Here is a 26673-nt window from a genome sequence, read left to right as displayed (position 1 = left end):
CATCTTTCGGATGTGCCGGCTTGTAGGCAAAGTCAAGTCACTCGGCGGCCTGCTTGACCGAACCGTCTTCGCCGTCGTCAGCGTCGTGGTCGGCGCGCGGCGAGCGGCCCCAATTCGCAAACGCGTTGGAGAGCCGGTCGAGATAGAGATAGACGACGGGCGTCGTGAACAGCGTCAGCGCCTGGCTGACGATCAGACCGCCGACCATCGCGTAGCCGAGCGGCTGGCGGATCTCGGAGCCGGTGCCGGTGCCGAGCATCAGCGGCACGCCGCCGAGCATCGCGGCCATCGTCGTCATCATGATCGGGCGGAAGCGGAGCAGGGCGGCCTGGCGGATCGCCGCCACCGGCTCCATGTGCTGGTCGCGCTCGGCGGCGATCGCGAAGTCGACCATCATGATGCCGTTCTTCTTCACGATGCCGATCAGGAGAATGATGCCGATCAGCGCGATCAGCGAGAAGTCGAAGCCCGCGGCCATCAGGATCGCCAGCGCGCCGACGCCGGCCGAGGGCAGCGTCGACAGAATCGTGATCGGGTGGATGTAGCTCTCGTAGAGAATCCCGAGGATGAGGTAGACGACCACGAGCGCCGCCAGGATCAGCAACGGCACGGTCGACAGCGATTGCTGGAACGCCTGCGCAGTGCCCTGGAAGCTCGAGCTCAGGGTCGGCGGCGCGCCGAGGTCGATCATCGCCTTCTGCACCGCGTCCGTCGCCTGACCGAGCGCGACACCCTGCGCCAGGTTGAAGGAGATCGTGATCGCCGGGAATTGGCCCTGGTGGCTGATCGACAGCGGCCGCACCGGCACGGTGGTCCACTTCGCGAAGGTCGACAGCGGCACCTGCTCGCCGGTCAGCGGCGACTTGACGTAGATGTTGTTCAGCGTGTCGACCGAGCCCTGCAGCTCCGGCAGCACCTCGAGGATGACGTGGTAGCTGTTGAGCTGGGTGAAGTACTGCGTCACCTGGCGCTGGCCGAAGGCGTCATAGAGCGTGTCGTCGATCAGCTGCGGCTGGATGCCGTAGCGCGAGGCGGTGTCGCGGTTGATCTTCAGCTCGACCGTGGTGCCGTTGGTCTGCTGGTCGGTCGCGACGTCGCGCAGCTGCGGCAGCGTCTGCATCTTGGAGAGGATCTTCGGCGCCCACTGGTTCAGCTCGGACAGGTCGGCATCCTGCAGCGTGAACTCGAACTGGGTGCGGGTCGGGCGGCCGCCGAGGCGGACGTCCTGCGCGGCCTGCATGAACAGCCGGGCGCCGAGCACCTTCTCCAGCTTCGGCCGCAGGCGGGCGATGATCTGCTGCGCGTTGGCATCGCGCTCCTTCAGCGGCTTGAGCGTGATGAACATGTTGCCGTTGTTGCCGGCGCGGCCGCTGCCGCCGATCGCCATCGCCACCGTCGCCACGCCGGGATCCTGCATGACGATCTTGCTGAGCTCCTCCTGCTTGCCCTTCATTTCGGCGAACGAAATGTCCTGGTTGGCTTCCGAGGTTGCGGTGATCAGGCCGACGTCCTGCTGCGGGAAGAAGCCCTTCGGGATGATGACGAACATGTAGACCGACAGCGCCAGCGTCGCGAAGAAGATCATCAGGGTCGTGAACTTCCAGCGCAGCGCGAGGTCGAGCCCGCTCTGATAGCCGCGCAGCATGGCGTCGAAGCCCCGCTCGCTGAGCTTGTAGAGACGACCGTGCCGCTCCTCATTGTGGGCGCGCAGGAAGCGCGAAGCCATCATCGGGGTCAGCGTCAGCGACACGAACATCGAGACGAAGATGGTCATCGCCAGCACGACCGCGAATTCGCGGAACAGGCGGCCGATGATGCCGCCCATCAGCAGCAGCGGGATCAGCACCGCGACCAGCGAGATGCTGATCGAGACGATGGTGAAGCCGATTTCCTTGGAGCCCTTGAAGGCGGCGGCCATCGGCCTCTCGCCTTCCTCGATGTAGCGGCTGATGTTCTCCAGCATCACGATGGCGTCGTCGACCACGAAGCCGACCGCGATCGTCAGCGCCATCAGCGACAGATTGTCGAGCGTGTAGCCGAACACCCACATCAGCGCGCAGGCGCCCAGCAACGCCAGTGGCACGGTCACCGCCGGGATGACGGTGGCCCAGAAGCTGCGCAGGAAGACAAAGATCACCATCACGACCAGGAAGATGGTCAGCAGCAGGGTGAATTGAACGTCCTCCACCGCGGCGCGGATCGTGGTGGTGCGGTCGGAGATGACCTCGATCTTGACCGCCGGCGGGATCGCCGCGACCAACCGGGGCAGCGCCGCCTTGATCTTGTCGACGGTGTCGATGACGTTGGCGCCGGGCTGCTTGAAGACGACGAGGAACACGCCGCGCTTGCCGTTGGCCCAGGCCGCCTGCTTCGCGTCCTCGGGTCCGGTAACCGCCTGGCCGATGTCACGGATGCGCAGCGGCCCGCCGTTGCGGTAGGCGATGATGACGTCGTTCCACGGATCCGCCGTCAGCAGCTGGTCGTTGGCATAGATGGTGTAGGCACGGGTGGCGCCGTCGATGTTGCCCTTCGGGCTGTCGACGGTTGCGATGTTGATCGCGGCGCGGACGTCCTCCAGCGACAGGCCCTTCGCGACCAGCTTGGCGGGATCGATCTGGACGCGGACCGACGGCTTCTGCTGGCCGCCGATGATGACCTGCGCGACGCCGGAGATCTGGCTGATCTGCTGGGCGAGTTGGGCGTCGACGGAATCGCTCACCGTGGTGAGCGGCAGCGTATCCGACGTCGCCGACAGCAGCATGATCGGCGCGTCCGCCGGATTGACCTTGCGATAGGTCGGCGGCGAGGGGAGGTTCTTCGGCAATTGGCCGCTGGCGGCGTTGATGGCGGCCTGCACGTCGTTGGCGGCGCCGTCGATCGAGCGGTTGAGGTCGAACTGGATCGTGACCGACGCGGTGCCCAGATAGCTCGTCGAGGTCATCTGCGCGATGCCTGGGATTTGCGCGAACTGGCGCTCCAGCGGCTGGGCGACCGAACTCGCCATGGTCTCCGGGCTGCCGCCCGGCAGCGTCGCGGTGATCTGGATGGTCGGGAAGTCGACTTGCGGCAGCGGCGCGACCGGCAGCAGAGGGTAGGCGACGAGGCCGACGAACAGGATACCCGCCATCAGCAGCGAGGTGCCGATCGGGAAGCGAATGAATGGTGCGGAAATTCCGTCGCTCATTCCTGCGTGACCTTCGACTGGGACTGGTCCGAGCTCGCCACCGCCGTCGTCACCAGGGTTCCCGGCGAGACCTTGTACTGGCCCGCGGTGATCACCTGCTGTCCCGGCGACAGGCCATCCTCGATCACCGACTTGCCGTCGATCGACTGGCTGACCTTGAGCTTGCGAAGCTCGGCCTTGTTCTCCTGATTGACTGAATACGCGTAGAGGCCTTCGGTGCCATGTTGCACCGCGTCGTCCGGGACGACGGTGGCATCCTTCAGCGTTTTGACCAGAAGCCGGGTCGAGACCGACTGGCCCGGCCATAGTGCATGGTCCTTGTTATCAAACACCGCCTTCAGCCGGACAGTCCCGCTCGTCGTGTCGACCTGATTGTTGATCAGCGCCAGGGTTCCGGTGGAGAGCAACTTTTTGCCGTCGGTGGTCAGGGCGATGGTCTTGGGCGGCGCCACCGCCAGCGCCGCCTTGATGTCGGGCAGCTGGTCTTCCGGAGCGGTGAAGATCACGGTGATCGGCTCGATCTGGGTGATCGTCACGATGCCGGTCTGGGCCGAGGCGTTGACGATGTTGCCGATATCGACCAGCCGCAGGCCAACAATGCCGTCGATCGGAGCCTTCACGGTGGCGTAGTCTACCTGGGTCTGGGCGTTGAAGATCGCAGCGTCGTCGGCGGAGATCTGGGCCGTGAGCTGGGCCACGGTGGAGCGCTGGGTGTCGAGCTGCTGGCGCGTCGCGAACTCGCCGAGCTTGGTATAGCGCTGCAGGTCGAGGTTGGCGTTGGCGAGGTTGGCTTCGTCCTGGGCCTTCTTGGCCTTGGCTTGGTCGAGCGTCGCCTGATAGGGCCGCGGATCGATCTCAACCAGCGTGTCGCCCGCCTTGACGAACTGGCCTTCCTTGAACGCGATCCTGGTGATCTGGCCATCGACCCGGGTGCGGACCTGGACGGTGTTGAACGCCTGCACCGTGCCGAGTCCAGTCAGGTACACCGGGAAGTCGGCCTTCTCGACCGGCGAGATCTTGACCGGGACGGCCGGGCGCTGGGCGGAACGCTTCTGCGCGGCTTCGGCTGCCAGCTTGTTGTCGGAGTATTTTTGCCAGCCGAAATAGCCGGCGGCGCCGACCGCAGCGATCACTAAAACCCAACCGATGGTGCGTGACTTTGACATGCGGACTCTTGGGTTCGACGTAACAATAAAGGGTGATCGAAACGGTTCACAGAGCTTGCGGATATAATATGCGTGCACTTAATGTGTAAACACACCAAGGCTTGAGAATCCTAAACATTTGGAAAGGTTTAGGTCAGAAACGAGCAGAAATATTCCGACTGGGAAACGCACCGAGGACCCCTCATGTCGCTCGATCTCAAACGCCAGTTCATTGCGCAGCTCGTCGAGAGTTCCCGGCTGCTGCGCAACTATATCGATCATCGCGCCAAGGCGCGAGGCACTACGCGCGCGCAGTGGATCGTGTTGTTCCGGCTGCGAGAGCAGGAGGGCCTGTCCCAGGTCGATCTTGCCGACGTTCTCGAGTTGCAGCCGATCTCGCTGGTGCGGCTGCTTGACCGCCTCGTCGAGCACGGCTTGCTCGAACGGCGCCCCGATCCCAGGGATCGCCGCGCCAATCGTCTGTTCCTGACCAGGACCGGGCGCCGCCTCGTCGACGAGCTCGACAGTCTGCGCGATGCGATCGCCGGCGACGTGCTGCGCGACGTCTCCGACGAGCATGTCGAAAGCGGCCTTGCCACGCTGCGCGAGGTCAAGGATCGCATCAAGGCGCTCGGCGATGAGGCGGAGCACATCGCCGCGAAATAGCGCGCGGCTCGTCGCGGATCTGCTCTCCATCCGTTCATCTGATGCGGTTCGCGCGACGCGGTTGAAACGACGCCGGATGTCGTTCATATCGCGGAGCGACGATGCGAGAGGATGAGGGCAGCGATGGACGAATTGAACGGGCGCATGATGGCTTGCCAGATACTGGTCACGGGATTGATCGCGCGCGTCGCCAACGAGCAGCGTGACCCGCTGCGCTTTCTCACCGACTTCCGCGACGAGATCAAAGCGGTCGTCAACGGCGTCAATATCGCCGGCCTCGAGAACAGCGACCGCGTCCGGCAGGTCGCGCAGCGGACCATCGACGAGCTGTTCTCACTGATGAAGCCGCCAAGCGCCGAATGATTGCAGATGCCGTTGGCGCCGATTTAGAACCATTATTAGAACGCTTAAAAACTAGAGTTTAGAACGATTTCAAAGCACAGATTAGAATCGCTTTGAATTGGGGCGATTCAAGCCAACTGTGGCGCTCGTCGCATTGATAAAAAAGGTCGCGCTCGATAACCGAAAGGGACAGTTCGTCGCATGGTGATTTCGCGCACGGACTTGCTTTTCTGGGGGCGTGCAAGACATGAGCAATGTGAAGGCGCCGAGATCGCTGCGCTTCGATGCGGCGATGGGGTCGGCTGATGATACGGGTTATTCCGCCACGAAGGTCTCCGCCGTCGCGAGCCTGATCGCGGTGGCGTCGTTTTCGGGAGCTGAAGCGCAGCAGTCCAGCCTGCCGCCGGTGAATGTGGATGCCCCGCTTGCGCGTCCGCGGCCCGTCACGTCAAAGCCCACATCGGACCAGGTCCGCGCCCGCAACGCGCTGCGCCGCGCCGCGCGCCGCAGCAATCAGCAGGCCCAGCAAGCGCCGGTGCCGTTTCCGAATGCCGGCGGTCTTCCCGCTGATCGCGACCGCTACGCCGATCCGGCCGCGCCGTACAAGGGCGACCGTTTGCAGGCCTCCGGCAAATATCCCGAGCCGATCCTGAACACGCCGAAGTCGGTCACGGTGCTGACCAAGGACGTGCTCGAGGACAAGAATGCCACCTCGCTGAAATCGGCGATCCTGTCGACGGCCGGCGTCACGCTCGGCACCGGCGAGGGCGGCAACGCGTTCGGCGATCGCTTCTTCATCCGCGGCTTCGATGCGCGGAACGACATCTTCATCGACGGCGTGCGCGACGCCGGCGTGAGCGTCCGCGAGAACTTCTTCACCGAGCAGGTCGAGATCCTGCGCGGCCCGGGCTCGTCCTTTGCAGGCCGCGGTACCACCGGCGGCGCGATCAACATCGTCACCAAGCAGGCGACGACCGAGAACAGCTTCTACAACATGGACACCTCGTTCGGCACCGATCGCACCAAGCGGGTGACGCTCGATGTCAACCAGGTGATCAGCCCGACGCTGGCGATCCGCGCCGGCGGCCTGTTCCAGGATGCGGGCGTCGCCGGCCGCAGCTATGTCACCGACAATCGCGATGGCGGTTTCGTCGCTGCGACCTGGAAGCCGGTCGATGCGGTGAAGATCAGCGGCAACTACATCCATACCGAACTCACCGGCATCCCGGACTTCGGCGTGCCGTACTATCGGCCGAGCACCGCGAGCACGGCCGGCGGCCCGTTCCCGGACTTCGGCGTCAACCGCAACAATTTCTACGGCTTCGTCAACCGGGACTTCTTCCGGACCGGGCAGGACATCGGCACCATCAATGCCGAGGTGCAGGTCACGCCGGACCTCATGCTCAGCAACAAGATCCGTGAATCGCGTTCGACCCAGAAATACATCGGCACGCTGCCGGAATCGCCGACGCTGGCCGCAGGTGCGCCGTTCACCGCCTATACGCTGAGCGCCAACCCGCAGAGCCGCTTCCAGGTTACCGACGTGTTCGCCAACCAGACCGAGGCGACCTACAAGTCGGTCGATGGGCTCGGCTTCAAACATACGACGACAGCGGGCGTCGAATACGACAACGAGCGGTCTTCGATCGACAGCTTCACCGGCCTTGCCTCCGAAATAACCACCGGTCCATCGTCTTTCACGGGAAGTGGCTCGCTCTCCGGCGTCAGCGTCTTCAACCCGCAATACACCAACATCCCGTTTACGAACAGCGCGAGCCTCAACGGCAGGCCAACCAAGATCAGTATCGACACTGTGAGCGGATACGTGATGGATTCCGCCAACTACAACGACTTTGTCATCCTGAACGGCGGCGTCCGCTATGACGACTACACCATCAAGACCAGCGGCTACGGTACGGTCAATGGTGTCGCGAACGTCTTCGGTCAGCAACAGCAAGACTACGGCATGCCGAACTTCAACCTCGGCTTGACGCTCAAGCCGTTGCCGAACGGGAGCGTCTATGCCGCTTATGCCACGTCATCCAACCCCGTCGGCGCGGAGTTTGACGGCACGAGCATTCAGTATGGCGGCATCGCGCCGGTTCTCAACGGCAATCCAAACCAGATCTTCGGGCCGGAGAAAAACAAGGCGATTGAAGTCGGCACCAAGTGGGAGTTGTTCGATCGTCATTTGCTGGTTACGGCGGCGCTGTTCCAGACCGAGAAGGAGAACGCGCGCGAATCGATGAACGTCACCGCGGCGACTGCAACCGCCGCATGTCCCTATCCGGCCGGCACGACCGGCACCGTCTCCTGCATCAGCGCTGGCGCGGCCTATCGCATCCGCGGCATCGATCTCGGAGTAGGCGGCAAGATCACTGACAAGTGGAGCGTGTTCGGCGGCCTCGTGTTGATGCAGTCGGAGGTGACCAAATCGAATATTCCGCCAGCCAACACGATTCTGTACACTTCGAACGTTGGCTTGCCGCTCGCCAACGTGGCGCATCAGTCGTTCAGCATGCTCTCGAAATACCAGCTGACCGACATGTGGGAGATCGGCGGGCAAGCGGTGTATCGCTCCAGGATGTACGGCGGCACGTTCCTCGCGGCCAACCAAGGCACGTCGATCCCGAGCTACTGGCGCTTCGACGCCTTTGCCGAGGCCAAGATCGACAAGCACTGGACCATGAAGCTGTTCGTCAACAACATCTTCGACAAACGCTACTACGACGCGCTGTATCAGAGCGCAGCACCGTTCGTGCTGGAGGCGCCGGGACGCGCCGCCTACCTGGTTGTGTCTGCGCGTTACTGAGAGGCTTTGCGGCACGAGATGCTGGTCTGTATTCCCAACGTACTGAGCAAGGCTGATGTGGCGGACTTCCGCCGCATCATGGATGCCAGCGATTGGGAGGACGGCCGCTCGACCGCGGGGGCTGCGTCCGCGATGGTCAAGCGCAACCAGCAGCTGCCGCCCGACAGCGAGGTCGCCAGGCTGCTCGGCAACCGGATCCTGTCGGCGCTGTCGGCGAGCCCGCGCTTCATCTCGGCGGCGATCCCGCTTCAAATCTTTCCGCCCTTGTTCAACCGCTATGCCGCAAGCGACGGGCACCATTTTGGCCTGCACGTCGACAATGCGGTGCGGGGCGACCGGCTGACGGGCATGCGGATCCGCACCGACCTCTCGGTCACGCTGTTTTTATCGGAGCCGGAAGACTATGATGGCGGCGAGCTCGTCATCGAGGACCTCTACGGATCCCATGAAATCAAGCTGCCGGCAGGCGATCTCGTGGTTTATCCTGCGTCCAGCCTGCATCTGGTCACGCCGGTCACGCGGGGGACCCGGGTAGCGTCTTTTTTCTGGCTGCAGAGCATGGTACGCGATGCCCACGCGCGCAGCCTGATCTTCGATCTCGATACTGCGATCCAGGCTCTGGTGGAGCGGCTGGGCCGCGATGACCCTGAAACGGTCAAATTGACCGGGATTTATCACAACCTGATCCGTCACTGGGCTGAAGTGTAACTGATGATGACATTCAAGTTCCCCGCTGCATCCGCCCTGATCGCCTCGCTGGCGATGCTGATGCTGGCCGCGCCGTCTTCGGCGCAGCAGCAAACGGCGCCTGCCGCGCAGCCCGCGCCGGTAACCCGGGCCCAGTCCGCACCCGTGGCTCAATCGCCGGCCGCCGCTCGGGGTGCCCCGACCGCGCCCGCGGCACCGCAAGCCCAGGCCGCGGCGGCGCCTGCCGCGGCGGCTCCGGCACCGACGGCACTCGATGCGTCGCCGGCCGTGCTCGCGAACGGTGATGCCAAGGTGCTGAAGTCGACCTCGACCGGCCTGCACGAATTGTCGCCGTGGAACATGTTCCTGAACGCGGACATCATCGTGAAGGCGGTGATGCTCGGTCTCGCCTTCGCATCGCTCGTGACCTGGACGGTGTTCATCGCCAAGATGGTCGAATTGACCGTGGCGCAGAGCAAGCTGCGCGGCGCGCTCGCCAAGATCGCTGAATCGCGCTCGCTGGCGGAGGCGCAGTTCGCACTCGGCGCCAAGGGCAGCGTGCTGTCGTCGTTCATTGCGGCTGCGATGCGCGAGGGACGGCTGTCGGCGGGCATCTCCAGCGATGCCGGCATCAAGGAGCGCGCGGCATCGAGCTTCGCCGAAATCGTGCGCGCCGAAGCCCGCAAGATCCGCGTCGGCATGGGGCTGCTCGCGACCATCGGCGCGACGTCGCCCTTCGTCGGCCTGTTCGGCACCGTCTGGGGCATCATGAACAGCTTCATCGGTATTTCGAAGTCGCAGACCACGAATCTCGCCGTGGTCGCGCCGGGCATCGCGGAAGCGCTGCTCGCAACCGCGATCGGCCTCGTCGCGGCGATCCCGGCGGTGATCATCTACAACCACTTCTCGCGCGTCACGAAGGTCTATCTCGAACTCGTCAACCGTGCTTCGGGCGCGGCGGGGCGGCTGTTGTCGCGCGATCTCGATCGCACCCATGGCAGCATTCCCGGCGAGGTTCCGCGCACCGCGCATCCGCGGGCCGCAGCGGCGGAGTAGGCGATGGCAGTCTCGGTCTCCGAGAACGACGGCGACGACGATTTCGCGGAATCCCACGAGATCAACGTCACGCCGTTCATCGATGTGATGCTGGTGCTGCTGATCATCTTCATGGTGGCGGCGCCGCTCTCGACCGTCGACCTGCCGATCGATCTGCCGACCTCGAGCGCAACGCCGCAGAAGAAGCCGGACAAGCCGACCTATCTCAGCATCAAGCCGGACCTCACGCTGGCGATCGGCGAGAACGCGGTGAAGCGCGCCGACCTGATCAATTCGCTCGATGCGGTACCTGACATGACCAGGGACAAATACGTGTTCCTGCGCGCCGATCGCATGGTACCCTATGGCGAGCTGATGGGCGTAATGGAGCTGTTGCGCGCCGGCGGCTATACCCATGTCAAGCTGGTGACGCTCGAGGGCGTTCCCGGAGCGCCCGCACCGGCGCAGGTCGAACCGGCCAAACCCTGACGGCGAAGCGCGATGTCCACCAACCCCGATCTTGATCTGCGGACGTCGAAGCGGCTCTGGGTGATCGCCGCGGTGACGGCGGTCGGACTGCATCTCGGCGGCGCGGCGCTGGCGCTGACAAATTTGCGCGGCGACGACGGCGATGAAGGGCTTGGTGCCGCCGGCGCGGAGTACGCCGTCGAGCTTGCCTCAGCAACCGACGAGGATAACCCGGCACCCCCTGGACCGGAGGACCGCGCACAGGAAGCTTCGCCGGAAATGACCCAGCAGAAGGCGGAGGTCAAGGAGACCGACCTTCCGCAGGCCAAGCCGACCGAGACCGAGGACGCCGATCGCATCGTCACGGAAGACAACAGCAAGAAGCCGAAGGAGGAGGACGCTCAGGTCGCCAAGGTTCAGACCGAGACGAGCGAGGCCGCCGAGAAGCACCAGGACCAATCGCCGACCAAGCTGGACGACGCGACGCGTCAGTCGGATACGACCAAGGCGCCCAATCCGGGCATCGGCAAGGACAAGTTCGCGCTGACGGCCAAATGGGGCAAGAAGATCAGCGCCTATCTCGACCTGCACAAGAAATTCCCTGAGAACGTCAAGGCCAAGGAGGGCAAGGTGAAGCTCGCTTTGGTGCTCAACCGTCTCGGCAAGGTCCTGTCGGTCGCCGTGATGGAAACGTCGGGAGATGCTGCGTTCGACGACGCCGCGGTCTCGATGGTGCACCGTTCCGATCCGGTGCCCGCGCCGCCGGCCGGACTGACCGAGGACCAGTTCTCCTTCACGCTTCCCGTCACCTTCAACAAGCCGAAGAAGTAGCGAGCGCGCGACGCACGCAATTCGAAAGGCAGAACGCGGACGCTTCATGTCGCGAGAACATGAAGCTGCGTCCCCATCCTCGCTGTCATCGCCCGGCCTGTGCGCAATTGCGCACATGGACCGGACGATCCAGTACGCCGCGGCTTCTCGATTCCAGCACTGCTGTCTCTGTAATACTGGATCACCCGCTTTCGCGGGGATGACACCGCGAGTTTGGCCGCAGGCGTCGAAATCATCGGGCCGCGCTTTGCGCGGCCCCGTTGGCGAGCTCCGAATGACGCCATCAGCTCTTCTTCACCAGCGGGCAGGCGCTCTTCTCGAGCGGCAGGAAGGCTTCATCCGCGGGGATGGTCGCAACCAGCTTGTAATAGTCCCACGGATACTTCGACTCCGACGGCTTCTTCACCTCGAACAGGTAGGCGGGGTGGATCTTGCGGCCGTCGACGCGGATCGAGCCCTTGCCGAATAAGGGATCGTCGGTCGGCAACTCCTTCATCTTGGCGACGACGGCGCGGCCGTCATGCGGATTGCCGCCGAGCGCTTCCAGCGCCTTGAAATAGTGGATCAGCGACGAGTAGACGCCTGCCTGCACCATGGTCGGCGGGTTCTTCTTGAACCGCTCCATGAAGCGCTTGGTGAAGGCGCGGGTCTGGTCGTTCATGTCCCAGTAGAATGTCTCGGTGAAGTTCAGGCCCTGCGCGACGTTGAGGCCGAGCGCGTTGATATCGGTAATGAACAGCAGCATGCCCGCAAGCCGCTGGCCGCCCGAGACGATACCGAATTCGGCCGCCTGCTTGATCGCGTTGGTGGTGTCGCCGCCGGCATTGGCAAGACCGACGATCTTGGCCTTCGAGCTTTGCGCCTGCAGCAGGAAGGACGAGAAGTCTGCGTTGTTCAGCGGATGCTTGACGCTGCCGAGCACCTTGCCGCCATTCGCGGTGACGACCGCCGACGTATCGCGCTCGAGCGCCTGGCCGAACGCGTAGTCTGCAGTGAGGAAGAACCAGCTGTCGCCGCCGGACTTGACCAGCGCCTTGCCGGTGCCGTTGGCGAGCATGTAGGTGTCGTAGACCCAGTGTACCGTGTTTGGCGAGCATTGCGCGCCGGTGAGGTCGGACGAGGCCGAGCCGGAGTTCAGGTTGACGACGTTCTTCTCCTTGGCGAGGTTCGCGATCGCAAGCCCGACATTGGAAGCTGCGAGATCGACGAACACGTCGACCTTCTCGACATCGATCCACTGCTTGCCGATGTTGACCGCGACGTCGGGCTTGTTCTGGTGATCGGCCGAGATCAGGTCGATCTTCCAGCCCTTCGCCAGCAGCCCGGAATCCTCGATCGCCATCTGCGCTGCCACGGTCGAGCCGGGTCCGCCGATGTCCTGGTAGAGACCGGACTGGTCGCCGAGAGCGCCGACCTTGGCGACCTTGTCCGTCGTCTGCGCCGACGTGCTGCCGGCCAACACGAGGCTCGTGGTCATCACCAAAGCTGCAATGGAACGCTTCATCTTTCCTCCAGTCTGATTTTTGTTCTTGAGTTCTCATTATGCCCGGCACCGGGCGCATCGCCTAGGGCACAGCCACGAGCGATCGCACGCGAAATTCCACGGTGCGGTGATTGCGCAGGCCGTGACGCGCGACGGGATGCCGCGGCACGCGCCGGTGATGAAAGCGGATGTGGCTCGGAGCGCCGGCCGCGCTATTTCCAGTAGTACCGAATCGCGACGTAGACCACGACGAGGCAGGCGAAGATCAGCGCCACCGGCATCGGACGCCTGGCGTTCGAAGCGGAGGCGGCGGTCTTCTTGGCGGGCAGGCGGCGGAACGCGGTGACGTTGCCGGTGTCGGCGGCGGGCTCGCGCGTGCGCGCCGGAACCTCGGGTGCTTTGCCGGCGCCGCCCATCTCCGCATAGTAGGTGCGGTACATCTCCTGCATCGTCGCCTCGCCGGCTTCGGCGTCGCTCATCTGCTCCAGCAGTTTCTTGTAGATGGCGAGGAAATTCTGCGCTTCAGGCGGCAGGGCGGAGGCGCCGTTCAACTTGGCCATCATCTTCCAGGTCGCAAAGTCAGCCCGCGCGCGGGTGTCGGCGCGTCGCGCAATCAGCATATCGGCAGCTTTGATCACCATGGCCTCGAAGCGTTCCCGTCCTTGCCCATGACCCGGAAAGTGGCATCGATTTCCGGTCAGATCATGCGCCAGATCAAAAGCTATGTGTTTCCGGTGAGGAGGAGAAGGGCATTCCCAACATATCCGGTCAGAGTTCGCAGTATCATTGAAATAACATCGAGATTTCGGCCGATTTGCCTGCCAATCACGGGCAGCAGGATCAACAGTCCGATCAGGATCAGCATGCCGTAGGGCTCCAGCCGGGCGAGCGGGATTGCCAGTGGCCGCGGCAACAGCCCGACCGCGACCCTTCCGCCGTCCAGCGGCGGAATCGGCATCATGTTGAAGATCGCGAGCACGATGTTGATCAGGAAAGCGTTTTTCAGATTATCCGCGGCCCATTGCGCCGCATCGGCCGGAACCAATGGCAGTGCGTGGAATGCCAGCGCCGCTGCGGTCGCCAGAATGATGTTGGTGACCGGGCCGGCCAGCGCCACCCACACCATGTCGAGCTTGGGATGGTTGAGGTTGCGGAAGTTCACCGGCACCGGCTTGGCGTAGCCGAACAGGAACGGCGAATGCGCGAACAGCAGCATCGCGGGCAGGATCAGCGTGCCGAACGGATCGATATGCTTCAGTGGGTTGAAACTGACGCGGCCGAGCTTCCAGGCGGTGTCGTCGCCGAGCCGGTGCGCGATGAAGCCGTGCGCGGCTTCGTGGAAGGTGATGGCGATGATGAGCGGCAGCACCCAGACGGAGACGTCATAGAGGGAAATATTCAATGCCTGCCGCCTCGGGTTCGCTTGGGACCTGAGGTCAGGCTAGCACGGATTCGCTGACGGCTTTGCTGGCGAGTGGGCGCGGGTCAGCGCGTATCCGGTGCGACCATGTTGCCGGGCGCGTGCGCCCGGCGCGGCTGGGTCGTCGCGATCCAGATCCCTGCGAACACCGTGACGATGCCGGCCATCAGATTCCAGCTCAAGGGCTCATCGAGCAGCACCGCGCCGACCAGCGATGCCGCGATCGGATTGACGGTGACCGAGATCGCGACCCGGGTCGGCGTCGTCCGCTCCAGCGCGAAGGCCCAGAGATAGAAGGTGAGCGCGGCGCCGATGGCGCCGAGATAGGTGGCGCCAAACCATTGCGGCGCACCGAAATCCGCAACCGGCGCAAAGCTGCCGCGCAGCAGCGAGGCCACAATGAGCACCACGGCCCCGGCGGCCATCGCGAGCGTGGTGAAGGGGATCGGGCCGGAGCGGCGGATATAGGGTTTCGACCAGATGCTGTAGAGGGCCATGCACAGCGCGGCCGCGACCATCAACAGATCCCCGCGCCAGGCGCCCGGCGGCGCCGTAGCGAGGCCGGAGAGCAGCGCCATCGAGACCCCCAGGATCGTGACCAGGACGCCGGTGGTCTTGCGCGCGGTGAGCGGCTCGGCGCCCAGCGCCGCGCCGACCAGCAGCGTCAGCAGCGGCAGCGTCGACAGCGCAAGCGCGCCGCGCGCGGCGGTCGTGAAGATCAGCGAGGCGTTGAACAGGATCGGAAACGCCGCAAAGAACAGCAGGCCGAGGCCGGCCACGCCAGGCCAGTCGCGCCGCGGCGGCCGGCTCCGGCGCTGCAGCAGGGCCAGCGGCAGCAGCAGCAGGACGCCGATGCCGAAGCGGAACGCGCCGATCGCCAGCGGATCGATGGCGTTGACCAGAAACCGCGTCGCCCCGATCGAGGTTCCGCCGATCGCGCTCGACAGCACCGCCGCCAATACCCCCCAGATTTCGCTCATCGCCTCGATCCCCTTGTTTTGCTTGCGCAATCTAGGGAAAGGGACATAATCATGAAATCGAATAGTTTTGATCCACAAAATCACGGATCGTTATGAGTGCGCCCGTCCTCGACCCTGATCTGCTGCAAGCGTTCGTCGCGGTGGCAGACCATCGCTCCTTCACCCGCGCGGCCTCGGCGCTGAACCGGACCCAGTCGGCCATCAGCATGCAGGTGAAGCGGCTGGAGGAGCGGCTGCAGGCCGAGCTGTTTCACCGCAGCACGTCCAGTGTCGACCTGAGCGCGGCCGGCGAGGGGCTGCTCGGATACGCCCGCCGCATCCTGAGCCTCAACGCGGAGGCGGTCGGCCGGGTGCGCGCGCATGGCACCGACGGGCGGGTTCGCCTCGGCGTGATGGACGATTACGGAACATTGATCGTCCCGCCACTGCTCAAGGACTTCATCGCCAACTATCCGCTGATCCATGTCGAGATGGAGACCGGGCTTACATCGTCGATGACGGACCGGCTCGGCGAAGCCTATGATCTCGTGATCGCGATGCACCCGGAAGGACGCGGCGAGGGCGAGTTGCTGCGCACCGAGCAGGCGGTGTGGGCCGCGAGCGCCGCGCATCGTGTCGAAGCGCTCGATCCACTGCCGGTCGCGCTCTATCCGCAGGGCTGCCTGTTCCGGAGCTGGGCGATGCAGGCGCTGGACGAAGCCGGCCGGCCGTGGCGGCTCGCCTTCGTCAGCCACAGCCTGTCTGCGGTCGAGGCGATCGCAGCCCAGGGGCTTGCCGTGACGGTGGTGAAGTCCGGCACCTTTCCGCCGACCTTGCGGCGCCTGACCGCACGCGAGGGCATGCCGCGGTTGCCGCGCGCCGAAATCCGTCTGCATCGCGCGCAAAATCTGTCGCGCGCGGCGTCATTGCTTGCCGATCATCTCGTCGCGGCGCTGCGGCAGCCGGTCAGGCGGGGGAGCTAAAACCTGATGAGATTAGGCGCAGCTGGAACGGCGTCGAAAGTTCACCTCTCCCTTGGGAGAGGTCGATTTGCGTAGCAAATCGGGTGAGGGGTTACGGTCTATCGATAGAGCAAAAGCCCTCACCCGGATTGCTTCGCAATCCGACCTCTCCCCAACGGGGAGAGGTGAACCGAGACCGCGCCAAGCCAATTCAACAAAAGCTCATCCCGCTTTAGTACGTCGCCCGCCCACCGGAGATGTCGAACACCGCGCCGGTCGAGAACGCGCAATCCTCCGACGCCAGCCACGCCACCATCGACGCGAGTTCCTCGACCTGGACGAAGCGGCCCTTCGGAATCTTCGACAGCATGAAGTCGATGTGCGCTTGCGTCATCTGGTCGAAGATCGCGGTCTTCGCCGCGGCGGGCGTCACCGCATTGACCAGGATGTCGTGCTGCGCGAGCTCCTTGCCGAGCGATTTGGTCAGCGCGATCAGCCCGGCCTTCGACGAGGAGTAATGCGCGGCGTTTGGATTGCCTTCCTTGCCGGCGATCGAGGCGATGTTGACGATGCGGCCGTACTTCTGGCCGATCATGGCCGGCACGATCGCCTTGCAGCAGATAAAGGGACCCTCGAGGTTGATGCGCATCACCCTGCGCCAATCGTCGAGATCGGTTTCCCAGACCGGCTTGTTGGCTCCGGTGATGCCGGCATTGTTGACCAGAATGTCGATCTTGCCGAACGCTCCGAGCGTCCGATCGCGCGCGGCGTCGACCGCGGCGGGATCGGTGACATCAGTCTTGACCGCGATCACGTTCTCGCCGATCGCCCTCGCGGTCTTCTCGGCGAGCGGCTGGTCGAAGTCCCAGATCGCGACCCTGGCGCCGGAGGCGACGAAGCGCTCGGTGATGGCGCGACCGAAGCCTTGCGCGCCGCCGGTGACGACGGCGCAGCGGCCGTTGAGATCGATCTTGTTCATGTTGGATGCCTTCGTGAACGTCAGAGCATGAAGCCGCCATCGACGACCATGTCGACGCCGGTGGTGAATGCGGCCTCGTCGCTCGCAAGGTAGACCGCCATCGCAGCGATCTCCTCCGCGGTGCCGAGCCGACCCATCTTCTGGCGGGCGACGAATTTCTCGCGTCCGTCAGGGCCTGCCGCGGCCGCTCGCTCCAGCATCGAGGGCGTCTCGACCGTGCCGGGGCAGATCGCGTTGCAGCGGATGCCCTGGGTGATGAAATCCAGCGCGACCGCGCGGGTCAGCAGCGAGACTGCCGCCTTCGAGGCGCTGTAGACATAGCGGTTGGCCGGCGGCCGCAATGCCGCGCAGGACGAAATGTTGACGATGCTGCCGCCGCCGCCCGCCAGCATCGCGGGCAGGAATGCCTTGATGGTCCTGTGCATCGATTTGACGTTGAGATCGAACGAGAAGTCGAAGTCTTCGTCGGAGCAGTCCAGGATGGTGCCGTGATGCACGAAGCCCGCCGCATTGAGCAGGATGTCGATCTTGCCGATGCGCTTGGCGAAAGCGTTGACGTCTGCGGTGCTGCGAACGTCGAGCCGGGCGGTCTCGGCGACGCCTTCCTTGCCGAGCGTGGCGATGCCGCTCTCGTTGATGTCGGTGGCAATCACGGTTGCGCCTTCACGCGCGAATGCGATCGCGCATGCGCGCCCGATGCCCGCCGCAGCGGCGGTGACGACGGCGCGCTTGCCCTTCAGTCGGTTGGACATTCATATCTCCCAGAGTTCGTCTTGATCTTTGTTTCGTCATTGCGAGCGAAGCGAAGCAATCCATTCCTCCTCTGCGGGGCTATGGATTGCTTCGTCGCTACGCTCCTCGCAATGACGATGCTTCAGTGATTATCGCGCGCCACGCCGACCTTGCCGGCGATGTCGTGGTAGCGCGTTGCGAGCTCGAGGCAGGCGCCGGTCGCGTGCTGGCCGACGGTCTGCCGGTAGAGCTCCTGCCACGGCGTCTGGTTGGCCGGGTGCGGGAAGCCGCCCTTGGCCTTCAGCTCGGCGCGGCGAGTACGCAGCTCATCCTCCGAGATCATGATGTTGGCGCTGCCCTTGTTGAGGTCGATGCGCACCTTGTCGCCGGTCCTGAGGATCGCGAGCCCGCCGTCGGCGGCGGCCTCCGGCGAGGCGTTGAGGATCGAGGGCGAGCCCGAGGTGCCGGACTGCCTGCCGTCGCCGATGCAGGGCAGGGACAGGATGCCGCGTTTGATCAGCGCTGCCGGCGGCTGCATGTTCACGACCTCGGCGCCGCCGGGATAGCCGATCGGGCCGGTGCCGCGCACGAACAGCACGCAGTGCTCGTCGATATCGAGCGCGGGATCCTCGATCCGCGCGTGATAGTCCTCCGGGCCTTCGAACACGATGGCGCGGCCCTCGAAGGCGTTGAGGTCCTTCGGGTTGGACAGATAGCGGTCGCGGAATTCCTTCGAGATCACGCTGGTCTTCATGACCGCGGAATCAAAGAGATTGCCGCGCAAGACCAGGAAGCCGGCGTCCTTTACCAGCGGCTTGTCGTAAGCCCAGATCACGTCGCCATCGGGAGCAGGCGCTTCCTTGCAGTTCTCGCCCATGGTGCGGCCGTTGACGGTGAGAGCGCCTTCATGGATGCGCTTGTGCTTGATCAGCTCACGCACCACCGAGGGCACGCCGCCAGCGCGGTGATATTCCTCGCCGAGATAGAAGCCGGCCGGCTGCATGTTCACCAGGAGCGGCACGTCGTGGCCGTATTTCTGCCAGTCGTCGATCGACAGCTCGACGCCGACATGGCGCGCCAGCGCATTGATGTGGATCGGCGCATTGGTCGAGCCGCCGATCGCGGAGTTGACCACGATGCAGTTCTCGAACGCCTCGCGGGTCAGGAAGTCCGACGGCTTCAGATCCTCCCAGACCATGTCGACGATGCGCTTTCCGGTCTCGTAGGCGATCTGGCCGCGCTCGCGATAGGGCGCCGGGATCGCCGCGCAGCCCGGCAGCGAGAAGCCGAGCGCTTCCGCCAGCGAGTTCATCGTCGAGGCGGTGCCCATCGTGTTGCAGTGGCCGACCGACGGCGCCGAGGAGGCCACGATCTCGATGAACTGCTCATAGTCGATCTCGCCCGCGGCGAGCCGCTCGCGCGCCTTCCAGACCACCGTGCCGGAGCCGGTGCGCTGGCCCTCGTGCCAGCCGTTCAGCATCGGCCCGCCCGACAGCACGATGGCCGGCAGGTTGACGGTCGCCGCCGCCATCATGCAGGCCGGCGTGGTCTTGTCGCAGCCGGTGGTCAGAACCACGCCGTCGAGCGGATAGCCGAACAACACCTCGACGAGGCCGAGATAGGCGAGGTTGCGGTCGAGCGCCGCGGTCGGGCGCTTGCCGGTCTCCTGGATCGGGTGGGTCGGAAACTCCATCGCGATGCCGCCGGCGGCGCGGATGCCCTCGCGGACGCGGTGCGCGAGCTCGAGGTGATGCCGGTTGCAGGGCGACAGATCATTGCCGGTCTGGGCGATGCCGATGATCGGCTTGCCCGACTGCAATTCCTCGCGTGTCAGGCCGTAATTGAGATAGCGCTCGAGATAGAGCGCGGTCATGCCCGGATTGTGCGGGTTGTCGAACCATTCCTGGGAGCGGAGCCGGCGGCCCTTGCCTTTGTTGGTCTCGCCTGCGGCGCTGTGCCCGTTGGTGTGGGGTTTTGTCATTGGCTTCTCCCGCAATGCATATTCTTGATACGCCCATTCAAGGGCTCTGGTTCAACGTTGTTCTACCTTGCGCAAATCGTCGCGCATTACAAACCCAAGACAAACCGAAGCGATCACGCACAGGTGTTTCAACGATCGGATTGGACCTTAGTTGAAGGCGTTTGGTTGCGCTATCATTTTTGTTGTTTTCACGTCCCTTGTGACAGCCTGGTGTCGGGCTGATGTCAGCCGCGTCGCGCCGAGCTCTGCCGTTCCATGATGCTGAAGCCGAGATCGACGACAGGCTCGGCGGGGCGGCGGCCCTCCAGCGTCTCGATCACCATCGCGGCAGCGTTCCTGCCCATCTCGTAGCGGTTAGTGCGCACGCTGCTCAGCGTCGGTTCGCTCGATGCCATGAATTCGAGGTCGTTGAAACCGACGATCGCCAGCTGGCCCGGCACCGCCATGTGCCGTCGCTTGCATTCGAACAGTGCGCCGAGCGCAAGGTCGTCGTTGACGCAGAACACCGCGTCGATGTCCGGCGCCTTGGCGAGCAGGTCGGCAAGCAACGTCCCGCCCAGCGTCACCGAGGTCGGAATCGCCGTGGTGACGATGAGCTGCGGATCGAGCAGTGCAGCGTCGCTCATCGCGGCGCGATAGCCGTCGAGCCGGCGCTGCACCCGCGGATCCATCCGTGCGCCAAGAAAGCCGATGCGCCGGTAGCCCTGTGCGAGCAGATGGCCGATTGCCGCTCTCGCGGCGTCAAAATGCGAGAATCCGATCATCATGTCGACCGGGGAGGGACCGATTTCCATGATCTGAACGATCGGGCAATCGACCGTCTCCATGATGGCCCGTGAATCGGCAGTCTGGTTGATTCCGGTGACGATGAGACCGGCCGGCTTTTGTGCCAGAAAAAGACGCAGCAGGCGCTCTTCCTGCAGGATGCTGTAGCGGGTGTTGGCGAGCTGGATGCTGTAGCGGCTGCCGTCGAGCGCGTCATAGATGCCGCGCAGCACGTCGGAGAACACGTTGTTGGTCAGCGACGGGATCAGGACGCCGATCACCTCGGTGCGCTGCGAGGCAAGCGCGCGTGCCGCGAGATTGGGCACATAGCCGAGCTCTTTTGCCGCACTTTCGACCCGTGCGCGTTTGCCGGCCGAGAGCGCTTGCGGATTCCTGAAGAAGCGTGAGGCCGTGATCGGGCTGACGCCGGCGAGCTTCGCAACTTCGGCGAGCCGTATCTTGCCTGGCATGATGCGCTTCGGGGCCATTTGCCGCTGATACCACGACGTTCGTCGCAGACAAACCGATATTGACAGCGCTACCACGCGATTGCTAATCGAACGATTGCCAAAACCGGATAAACTGCGGACAATAAACCCAGTCCAGCACAGCCGCGCACCCAGCGTGGTCGGAACAAAACAAAGCGGTGGCGGCACTCGTCGTATGCCGTCGGGAATTTGAGGAGGGAAGTGGATGTCGTCGGTCCAGATTCGCGACGTGCGGAAATCGTTCGGCAATTTTGAAGTCCTGCACGGCGTGTCGATCCCGATCGAGGACGGCGAATTCGTCGTTCTGGTCGGCCCCTCCGGCTGCGGCAAGTCGACCCTGCTGCGCATGCTGGCGGGGCTCGAGAACATCACCTCGGGCACGATCTCGATCGGCGACCGCGTCGTCAACAATGTCCAGCCCAAAGAGCGCGACATTGCGATGGTGTTCCAGAATTACGCGCTCTACCCGCATATGACGGTCGCCGACAACATGGGCTTCTCGCTCAAGCTGCGCGGCGCCAAGCCCGAGGAAATCTCGACCGGCGTCAAGCGCGCCGCGGAAATCCTCGCGCTGACCCCGCTGCTCGACCGCTATCCCCGCCAGCTCTCCGGCGGCCAGCGCCAGCGCGTCGCAATGGGGCGTGCAATCGTGCGCGATCCGCAGGTGTTCCTGTTCGACGAACCGCTGTCGAACCTCGACGCCAAGCTGCGCGTTGCGATGCGCACCGAGATCAAGGAACTGCACCAGCGGCTGAAGACCACGACCGTCTACGTCACCCACGACCAGATCGAGGCCATGACCATGGCCGACAAGATCGTCGTGATGCATGACGGCATCGTCGAGCAGATGGGCTCGCCGCTCGAACTCTACGACACACCGGCGAACCAGTTCGTCGCCGGCTTCATCGGCTCGCCCGCGATGAATTTCCTTAAAGGCGCGGTGAAGGTGAACGGCGCCGCCTATTTCGAGGGGCCGAACGGCGTCAGGCTGCCGTTGAAATCGGCGCCGGCCAATTCCGACGGCAAACCCGCCGTCTACGGCGTGCGGCCGGAGCATTTCACCATCGCCGATGACGGCGCCGAGGCCGAGATCGTTGTGGTCGAGCCGACCGGCTCGGAGACCCAGGTGTTCGCCAAGCTCGGCGGCGAGCAGGTCGTCGCGGTGTTCCGCGAGCGCCACCTGTTCAACCCGGGCGACAAGGTCCGGCTCAAGCCGGATCCGGCGCTAGTCCATCTGTTCGACGATTCGACGGGGAAACGACTGAATAGCTGACCGCCGACCCGCACGTCTCGTCCGTGCATCATTCGACCGGGGTTTCGGCCGCGGCGTTGCAGGCGGCAGGGATCATTTCTGAACAACAACCAAAAATCGGGAGAGAATTGCCAATGTCCATGTTCAACACTGACCGCCGTTCGCTGCTCAAGGGCGGCGCCACGATGCTGGCCGCCGCGGCAACGATGTCGAGCGATCAGCTGCTCGGCTATGCCAAGGCCTGGGCGCAGACGTCGCAATGGAAGCCGGAGCCGGGCGCCAAGATCAACCTGCTGCGCTGGAAGCGTTTCGTGGAAGCCGAGGACGTGGCCTTCATGAAGATCGTCGATGCCTTCCAGAAAGCCAACAACGTCACCATCAACGTCTCCAACGAATCCTACGACGACATCCAGCCGAAGGCCTCGGTCGCGGCCAATACGGGGCAGGGCCTCGACATGGTGTGGGGCCTCTATTCATTGCCCTTCCTGTTCCCGAGCAAGTGCGTCGACGTCACTGACGTCGCCGATTATCTCGGCAAGAAGTGCGGTGGCTGGGCCGATTCCGGCAAGGCGTACGGCATGCTGAACGGGAAGTGGATCGGCATTCCGGTCGCGGCCACCGGCGGTCTCGTCAACTATCGCGTCGCGGCCATGGAAAAGGCCGGCCACAAGGAGTTCCCGAAGGATCTCGCCGGCTTCGCCGATCTCGTGAAGGGCATGAACAAGAACGGCACCCCGGCCGGCATGGCGCTCGGCCACGCCTCCGGCGATGCCAACGGCTGGCTGCATTGGGCGCTGTGGGCGCATGGCGGCAAGCTGATCGACAAGGACAACAAGGTCGTCGTCAATTCGCCGGAAACTGCCAAGTCGCTCGAATACGTCAAGGGCCTCTACGACAATTTCGTGCCCGGGACCGCGTCGTGGAACGACAGCTCCAACAACAAGGCGTTCCTCGCCGGGCAGCTTCATCTCACCGTCAACGGCATCTCGATCTACGTCACGGCGAAGAAGGAGAATCCGCAGATCGCCGAAGACATGAATCACGCGCACCTGCCGGCCGGTCTCGACGGCAAGACGCGGGAGCTGCATCTCGGCTTCCCGATCCTGATCTTCAGCTTCTCGAAGTATCCGCAGGCCTGCAAGGCGTTCACCGCCTTCATGCTGGAGCAGGATCAGTTCAATCCGTGGATCGAGGCGGCGCAGGGCTATCTGTCGCACTTCCTGCTGGACTACGACAAGAATCCGGTCTGGACCGCCGACCCGAAGACGACGCCCTATCGGAGCGTGGCGCAGACCGCGTCGACCCCGGCGGGCGAGGCGCAGATGAGCGAAAACGCGGCGGCCGCGATTGCCGACTTTGTCGTGGTCGACATGTACGCGAACTACTGCACCGGACGCGAAGACGTGAAGACCGCGATGGCCTCGGCCGAACGCGCGGCCAAGCGCATCTTCCGCTAGGTGACGGCCGGCGCGGGCAGCCGCGCCGGCACCGGTCCATGGGCGATCTGAGGTGACGCACGGCAAATTGGTCGCGCGTCACCGCATGATTCGGAGTTGAGAGCGAATGAGCACTGTCCAGACATCGATGCCGGCGCAAGCCGTCGCGGCAGGCGAGCCGTCGTTTTGGTCGCGGCTCAGCGGAAACCGCAATTGGGCGGCATTCTGGTTCATGTTGCCGACGGCGGCGTTCCTGATCCTGTTTCTGGCCTATCCGCTCGGCCTCGGCGTCTGGATGAGCTTCACCGACGAGCGCATCGGCCGCGCCGGCGCCTTTATCGGCATCGAGAACTACCAGTGGCTGTGGGATGACTCGATCTTCTGGCTGTCGGTGTTCAACACCCTGTTCTACACGCTGATCGCAAGCGCCATCAAATTCGCGATCGGGCTCTATCTCGCGCTGCTGTTGAACCGGCACATGCCGTTCAAGGCGATCATCCGCTCGATCGTGCTGATCCCGTTCATCGTGCCGACTGTGCTGTCGGCGATCGCGTTCTGGTGGATCTACGATTCTCAGTTCTCGATCATCTCCTGGTCGCTGATCAAGCTCGGGGTGATCCACAGCAACATCAATTTCCTCGGCGACAGCGACTGGGCGCGGGCCAGCGTGATCTTCGCCAATGTCTGGCGCGGCGTTCCGTTCGTCGCAATCACGCTCTTGGCCGGCCTGCAGACGGTCTCGCCGTCGCTCTATGAGGCCGCCACGCTCGACGGCGCCACCAGCTGGCAGCGCTTCCGCTTCATCACCTATCCGCTGCTCACCCCGATCATCGCCGTCGTGATGACCTTCTCGGTGCTGTTCACCTTCACCGACTTCCAGTTGATCTGGGCGCTGACCCGCGGCGGCCCGGTCAATGCGACCCACCTGATGGCGACGTTGAGCTATCAGCGCGGCATCATCAGCGGGCGGCTGGGCGAGGGCGCCGCGATCGCCACCGCGATGATTCCGTTCCTGGTGGCGGCCATCGCCATCTCCTGGTTCGGAATGCAACGCCGCAAATGGCAGCAAGGATCGAACAATGACTGATTCAACCTTGCAATCGAAGGCTGCGACCGCCAAGGCCGGCGATGACACCGAAGGCATGAGCTACCTGGAGTCGCTGCCGCGGCGCCTGGTTACGCTTTATCTGCCGCTGTTCATCATCCTCGTGGTGCTGCTGTTCCCGTTCTACTGGATGGTGCTGACGTCCATCAAACCGGACGAACAGCTCATCGACATGGAAAAGTTCAACCCGTTCTGGGTGATTCATCCGACCTTCAAGCACATCAGCAAGCTGCTGTTCGAGACTCAGTATCCGCGCTGGCTCTGGAATACGATGTATGTCGCGGTCGGCGCGACGTTCCTGTCGATCGTCGCCAGCGTGCTGTCGGCCTATGCGATCACCCGGCTGCGCTTCAAGGGTGCGGACGCGGTCGGCGTGCTGATCTTCTTCGCCTATCTGGTGCCGCCCTCGATCCTGTTCATCCCGCTGGCCTCGGTGATCCAGGCCTATGGGCTGTTCGATTCGCCGCTGTCGCTGATCCTGGTCTATCCGACGCTGCTGATCCCGTTCTCGACGTGGCTGCTGATGGGCTATTTCAAGACCATCCCCTACGAGCTCGAGGAGTGCGCGCTGATCGACGGGGCGTCGCGCTGGCAGATCCTGGTCAAGATCATCGTGCCGCTGGCGGTGCCCGGCCTGATCTCCGCCTTTATCTTCTCGTTCACTCTGTGCTGGAACGAGTTCATCTATGCGCTGACGTTCCTGCAATCGACCCCGAACAAGACGGTACCGGTTGCCATCGTCAACGAGTTCGTCGACGGCGATATCTACAAATGGGGATCGCTGATGGCGGGCGCGCTGGTCGGCTCATTGCCGCTGGTTATTCTTTACGCCTTCTTCGTTGAGCATTATGTCTCGGCGATGACGGGTGCCGTGAAGGAATAGACGCGCAAGGCCCGCATCTGAATTCGAACAAGAGAAGAGAAGGAGCAGGGTCGTGCACATTCTGATTCTGGGCGCCGCCGGCATGGTCGGCCGCAAGCTGACCGAGCGTCTGTTGCGTGAGGGCCGGCTCGGCAAGCAGGACATCAGCAGGATGACCTTGCAGGACGTGGTCGCGCCGGCCAAGCCAGCCAACGCCGCGATTCCGGTCAATGTCGTCGCATCCGATTTCGCCGATGCCGGCGCAGCAGTGCCGCTGATCGCGGAGCGCCCGGACGTGATCTTCCATCTCGCCGCGATCGTCTCGGGCGAGGCGGAGGCCGAGTTCGACAAGGGCTACCGCATCAACCTCGACGGCACCCGCTATCTGATCGACGCGATCCGCGCGGTCGGCGGCGGCTACAAGCCGCGCCTGGTGTTCACGTCCTCGATCGCGGTGTTCGGCGCGCCGTTCCCCGAGAAGATCGGCGACGAGTTCTTCCATACGCCCTTGACCAGCTACGGCACCCAGAAGTCGATCTGCGAGCTCCTGATCAACGATTACACCCGCAAGGGCCTGCTCGACGGGATCTCGATCCGCCTGCCGACGATCTGCGTGCGTCCGGGCAAGCCGAACAAGGCGGCGTCCGGCTTCTTCTCCAACATCATCCGTGAGCCGCTGGCGGGCGAGGAGGCTGTGCTGCCGGTGTCCGAGGACGTGCGGCACTGGCACGCCTCGCCGAAATCGGCGGTCGGCTTCCTGGTCCACGCCGGCACCATGGATCTGAACGCGATGGGGCCGCGGCGCAATCTCAGCATGCCCGGGATGTCCGTCACCGTCGGCGAGCAGATCGCAGCGCTGGAGCGCGTTGCCGGCAAGAACGTCACCGCGCGGATCAAGCGGGTGCCGGATCCGACCATCATCGGCATCGTCTCGGGCTGGCCGCGCGATTTCGCCACCGACCGCGCGCTGAAGCTCGGCTTCACCACCGCCGAGAAGACGTTCGACGACATCATCCGCATCCACATCGAGGACGAACTGGGCGGCAAGTTCGCCGCCTAGCTCGGCTCAGGCACGCGGG

At 64.0% G+C, this 26673-nt stretch carries 23 protein-coding genes; 13 read left to right on the top strand and 10 right to left on the bottom strand.

Annotation, left to right across the window (positions count from 1 at the left end):
* Window positions 1-37: 37 nt before the first annotated feature.
* On the bottom strand, window positions 38-3184 hold the full coding sequence (locus tag AKN83_RS04145; RefSeq protein ID WP_050404732.1) for a multidrug efflux RND transporter permease subunit: 3147 nt from the start codon (window positions 3182-3184) through the stop codon (window positions 38-40).
* Window positions 3181-4350, bottom strand: a complete 1170-nt coding sequence (locus tag AKN83_RS04140) for an efflux RND transporter periplasmic adaptor subunit (protein ID WP_050404731.1) — start codon at window positions 4348-4350, stop codon at window positions 3181-3183. Before AKN83_RS04140 ends, AKN83_RS04145 begins: the two co-directional genes overlap by 4 nt.
* A gap of 183 nt (window positions 4351-4533) precedes the next feature.
* On the opposite strand from AKN83_RS04140, the gene AKN83_RS04135 reads away from it, so the two are divergent.
* The 7 genes from AKN83_RS04135 to tolA all read left to right on the top strand — a co-directional run bounded on the left by AKN83_RS04135 (window position 4534) and on the right by tolA (window position 11170).
* A complete protein-coding gene (locus tag AKN83_RS04135) occupies window positions 4534-4995 on the top strand; it encodes a MarR family winged helix-turn-helix transcriptional regulator (protein ID WP_050404730.1) in 462 nt (153 codons plus the stop codon).
* 123 nt (window positions 4996-5118) lie between these two features.
* Window positions 5119-5358 carry a hypothetical protein gene (locus AKN83_RS04130; protein ID WP_028344615.1) on the top strand — a complete coding sequence of 80 codons (240 nt, stop codon included), beginning with the start codon at window positions 5119-5121 and terminating at the stop codon, window positions 5356-5358.
* A 226-nt stretch (window positions 5359-5584) separates the two neighbouring features.
* Window positions 5585-8149 (top strand): TonB-dependent receptor, encoded by a 2565-nt coding sequence (locus AKN83_RS04125; RefSeq protein WP_157113198.1) that lies wholly within the window; start codon window positions 5585-5587, stop codon window positions 8147-8149.
* A gap of 18 nt (window positions 8150-8167) precedes the next feature.
* The gene (locus tag AKN83_RS04120; RefSeq protein ID WP_050404729.1) at window positions 8168-8857 is read left to right on the top strand and encodes a Fe2+-dependent dioxygenase; all 690 of its coding nucleotides are present in this window, start codon (window positions 8168-8170) and stop codon (window positions 8855-8857) included.
* A gap of 3 nt (window positions 8858-8860) precedes the next feature.
* Window positions 8861-9892 carry a tonB-system energizer ExbB gene (gene exbB, locus AKN83_RS04115; RefSeq protein ID WP_063695177.1) on the top strand — a complete coding sequence of 344 codons (1032 nt, stop codon included), beginning with the start codon at window positions 8861-8863 and terminating at the stop codon, window positions 9890-9892.
* 3 nt (window positions 9893-9895) lie between these two features.
* A complete protein-coding gene (exbD, locus tag AKN83_RS04110) occupies window positions 9896-10360 on the top strand; it encodes a TonB system transport protein ExbD (protein ID WP_050404728.1) in 465 nt (154 codons plus the stop codon).
* 12 nt (window positions 10361-10372) lie between these two features.
* A complete protein-coding gene (tolA, locus tag AKN83_RS04105; RefSeq protein WP_050404727.1) occupies window positions 10373-11170 on the top strand; it encodes a cell envelope integrity protein TolA in 798 nt (265 codons plus the stop codon).
* A 283-nt stretch (window positions 11171-11453) separates the two neighbouring features.
* Here tolA and AKN83_RS04100 read toward each other — a convergent pair whose 3' ends face one another.
* The 4 genes from AKN83_RS04100 to AKN83_RS04085 all read right to left on the bottom strand — a co-directional run bounded on the left by AKN83_RS04100 (window position 11454) and on the right by AKN83_RS04085 (window position 15053).
* Window positions 11454-12674 (bottom strand): ABC transporter substrate-binding protein, encoded by a 1221-nt coding sequence (locus tag AKN83_RS04100; RefSeq protein WP_050404726.1) that lies wholly within the window; start codon window positions 12672-12674, stop codon window positions 11454-11456.
* A 191-nt stretch (window positions 12675-12865) separates the two neighbouring features.
* Complete coding sequence (locus tag AKN83_RS04095; RefSeq protein ID WP_050404738.1) at window positions 12866-13273, bottom strand: hypothetical protein; 408 nt, start codon at window positions 13271-13273, stop codon at window positions 12866-12868.
* Window positions 13274-13374: 101 nt separating this feature from the next.
* Window positions 13375-14055: a site-2 protease family protein gene (locus tag AKN83_RS04090; protein WP_050404725.1), complete on the bottom strand. Its 681-nt coding sequence runs from the start codon at window positions 14053-14055 to the stop codon at window positions 13375-13377.
* Between the two features lie 83 nt (window positions 14056-14138).
* Window positions 14139-15053 carry a DMT family transporter gene (locus AKN83_RS04085; RefSeq protein WP_050404737.1) on the bottom strand — a complete coding sequence of 305 codons (915 nt, stop codon included), beginning with the start codon at window positions 15051-15053 and terminating at the stop codon, window positions 14139-14141.
* Window positions 15054-15145: 92 nt separating this feature from the next.
* Between AKN83_RS04085 and AKN83_RS04080 the strand changes: the two genes are divergently transcribed.
* Window positions 15146-16015: a LysR substrate-binding domain-containing protein gene (locus tag AKN83_RS04080; RefSeq protein WP_050404724.1), complete on the top strand. Its 870-nt coding sequence runs from the start codon at window positions 15146-15148 to the stop codon at window positions 16013-16015.
* A gap of 211 nt (window positions 16016-16226) precedes the next feature.
* Here the strand turns inward: AKN83_RS04080 and AKN83_RS04075 are convergent, their stop codons facing one another.
* From AKN83_RS04075 to gntR, 4 genes are all read right to left on the bottom strand, one after another.
* Entirely contained in the window at window positions 16227-16973 is a 747-nt protein-coding gene (locus tag AKN83_RS04075) for an SDR family NAD(P)-dependent oxidoreductase (protein WP_050404723.1), read from the bottom strand.
* Window positions 16974-16993: 20 nt separating this feature from the next.
* Entirely contained in the window at window positions 16994-17725 is a 732-nt protein-coding gene (locus AKN83_RS04070) for an SDR family oxidoreductase (RefSeq protein WP_050404722.1), read from the bottom strand.
* Between the two features lie 122 nt (window positions 17726-17847).
* The gene (locus AKN83_RS04065; protein ID WP_050404721.1) at window positions 17848-19686 is read right to left on the bottom strand and encodes an IlvD/Edd family dehydratase; all 1839 of its coding nucleotides are present in this window, start codon (window positions 19684-19686) and stop codon (window positions 17848-17850) included.
* Window positions 19687-19910: 224 nt separating this feature from the next.
* Window positions 19911-20939, bottom strand: coding sequence for an HTH-type transcriptional regulator GntR (gene gntR / locus AKN83_RS04060; RefSeq protein WP_050404720.1), 1029 nt, complete (start codon window positions 20937-20939; stop codon window positions 19911-19913).
* 205 nt (window positions 20940-21144) lie between these two features.
* Between gntR and AKN83_RS04055 the strand changes: the two genes are divergently transcribed.
* The 5 genes from AKN83_RS04055 to denD all read left to right on the top strand — a co-directional run bounded on the left by AKN83_RS04055 (window position 21145) and on the right by denD (window position 26654).
* On the top strand, window positions 21145-22212 hold the full coding sequence (locus tag AKN83_RS04055; RefSeq protein ID WP_050404719.1) for an ABC transporter ATP-binding protein: 1068 nt from the start codon (window positions 21145-21147) through the stop codon (window positions 22210-22212).
* A gap of 113 nt (window positions 22213-22325) precedes the next feature.
* The gene (locus AKN83_RS04050; RefSeq protein WP_050404718.1) at window positions 22326-23648 is read left to right on the top strand and encodes an ABC transporter substrate-binding protein; all 1323 of its coding nucleotides are present in this window, start codon (window positions 22326-22328) and stop codon (window positions 23646-23648) included.
* A gap of 106 nt (window positions 23649-23754) precedes the next feature.
* Window positions 23755-24714 (top strand): carbohydrate ABC transporter permease, encoded by a 960-nt coding sequence (locus AKN83_RS04045; protein ID WP_050404717.1) that lies wholly within the window; start codon window positions 23755-23757, stop codon window positions 24712-24714.
* A complete protein-coding gene (locus tag AKN83_RS04040; RefSeq protein WP_050404716.1) occupies window positions 24707-25615 on the top strand; it encodes a carbohydrate ABC transporter permease in 909 nt (302 codons plus the stop codon). The genes AKN83_RS04045 and AKN83_RS04040 overlap by 8 nt, the downstream gene beginning before the upstream one ends.
* Before the next feature lie 52 nt (window positions 25616-25667).
* Window positions 25668-26654 (top strand): D-erythronate dehydrogenase, encoded by a 987-nt coding sequence (gene denD / locus AKN83_RS04035; RefSeq protein WP_050404715.1) that lies wholly within the window; start codon window positions 25668-25670, stop codon window positions 26652-26654.
* Window positions 26655-26673: the final 19 nt, after the last annotated feature.

Origin of the sequence: Bradyrhizobium embrapense, from assembly GCF_001189235.2 — a bacterium.
GTDB lineage: Bacteria > Pseudomonadota > Alphaproteobacteria > Rhizobiales > Xanthobacteraceae > Bradyrhizobium > Bradyrhizobium embrapense.
This window is presented reverse-complemented; position numbering and strand designations above follow the sequence as displayed.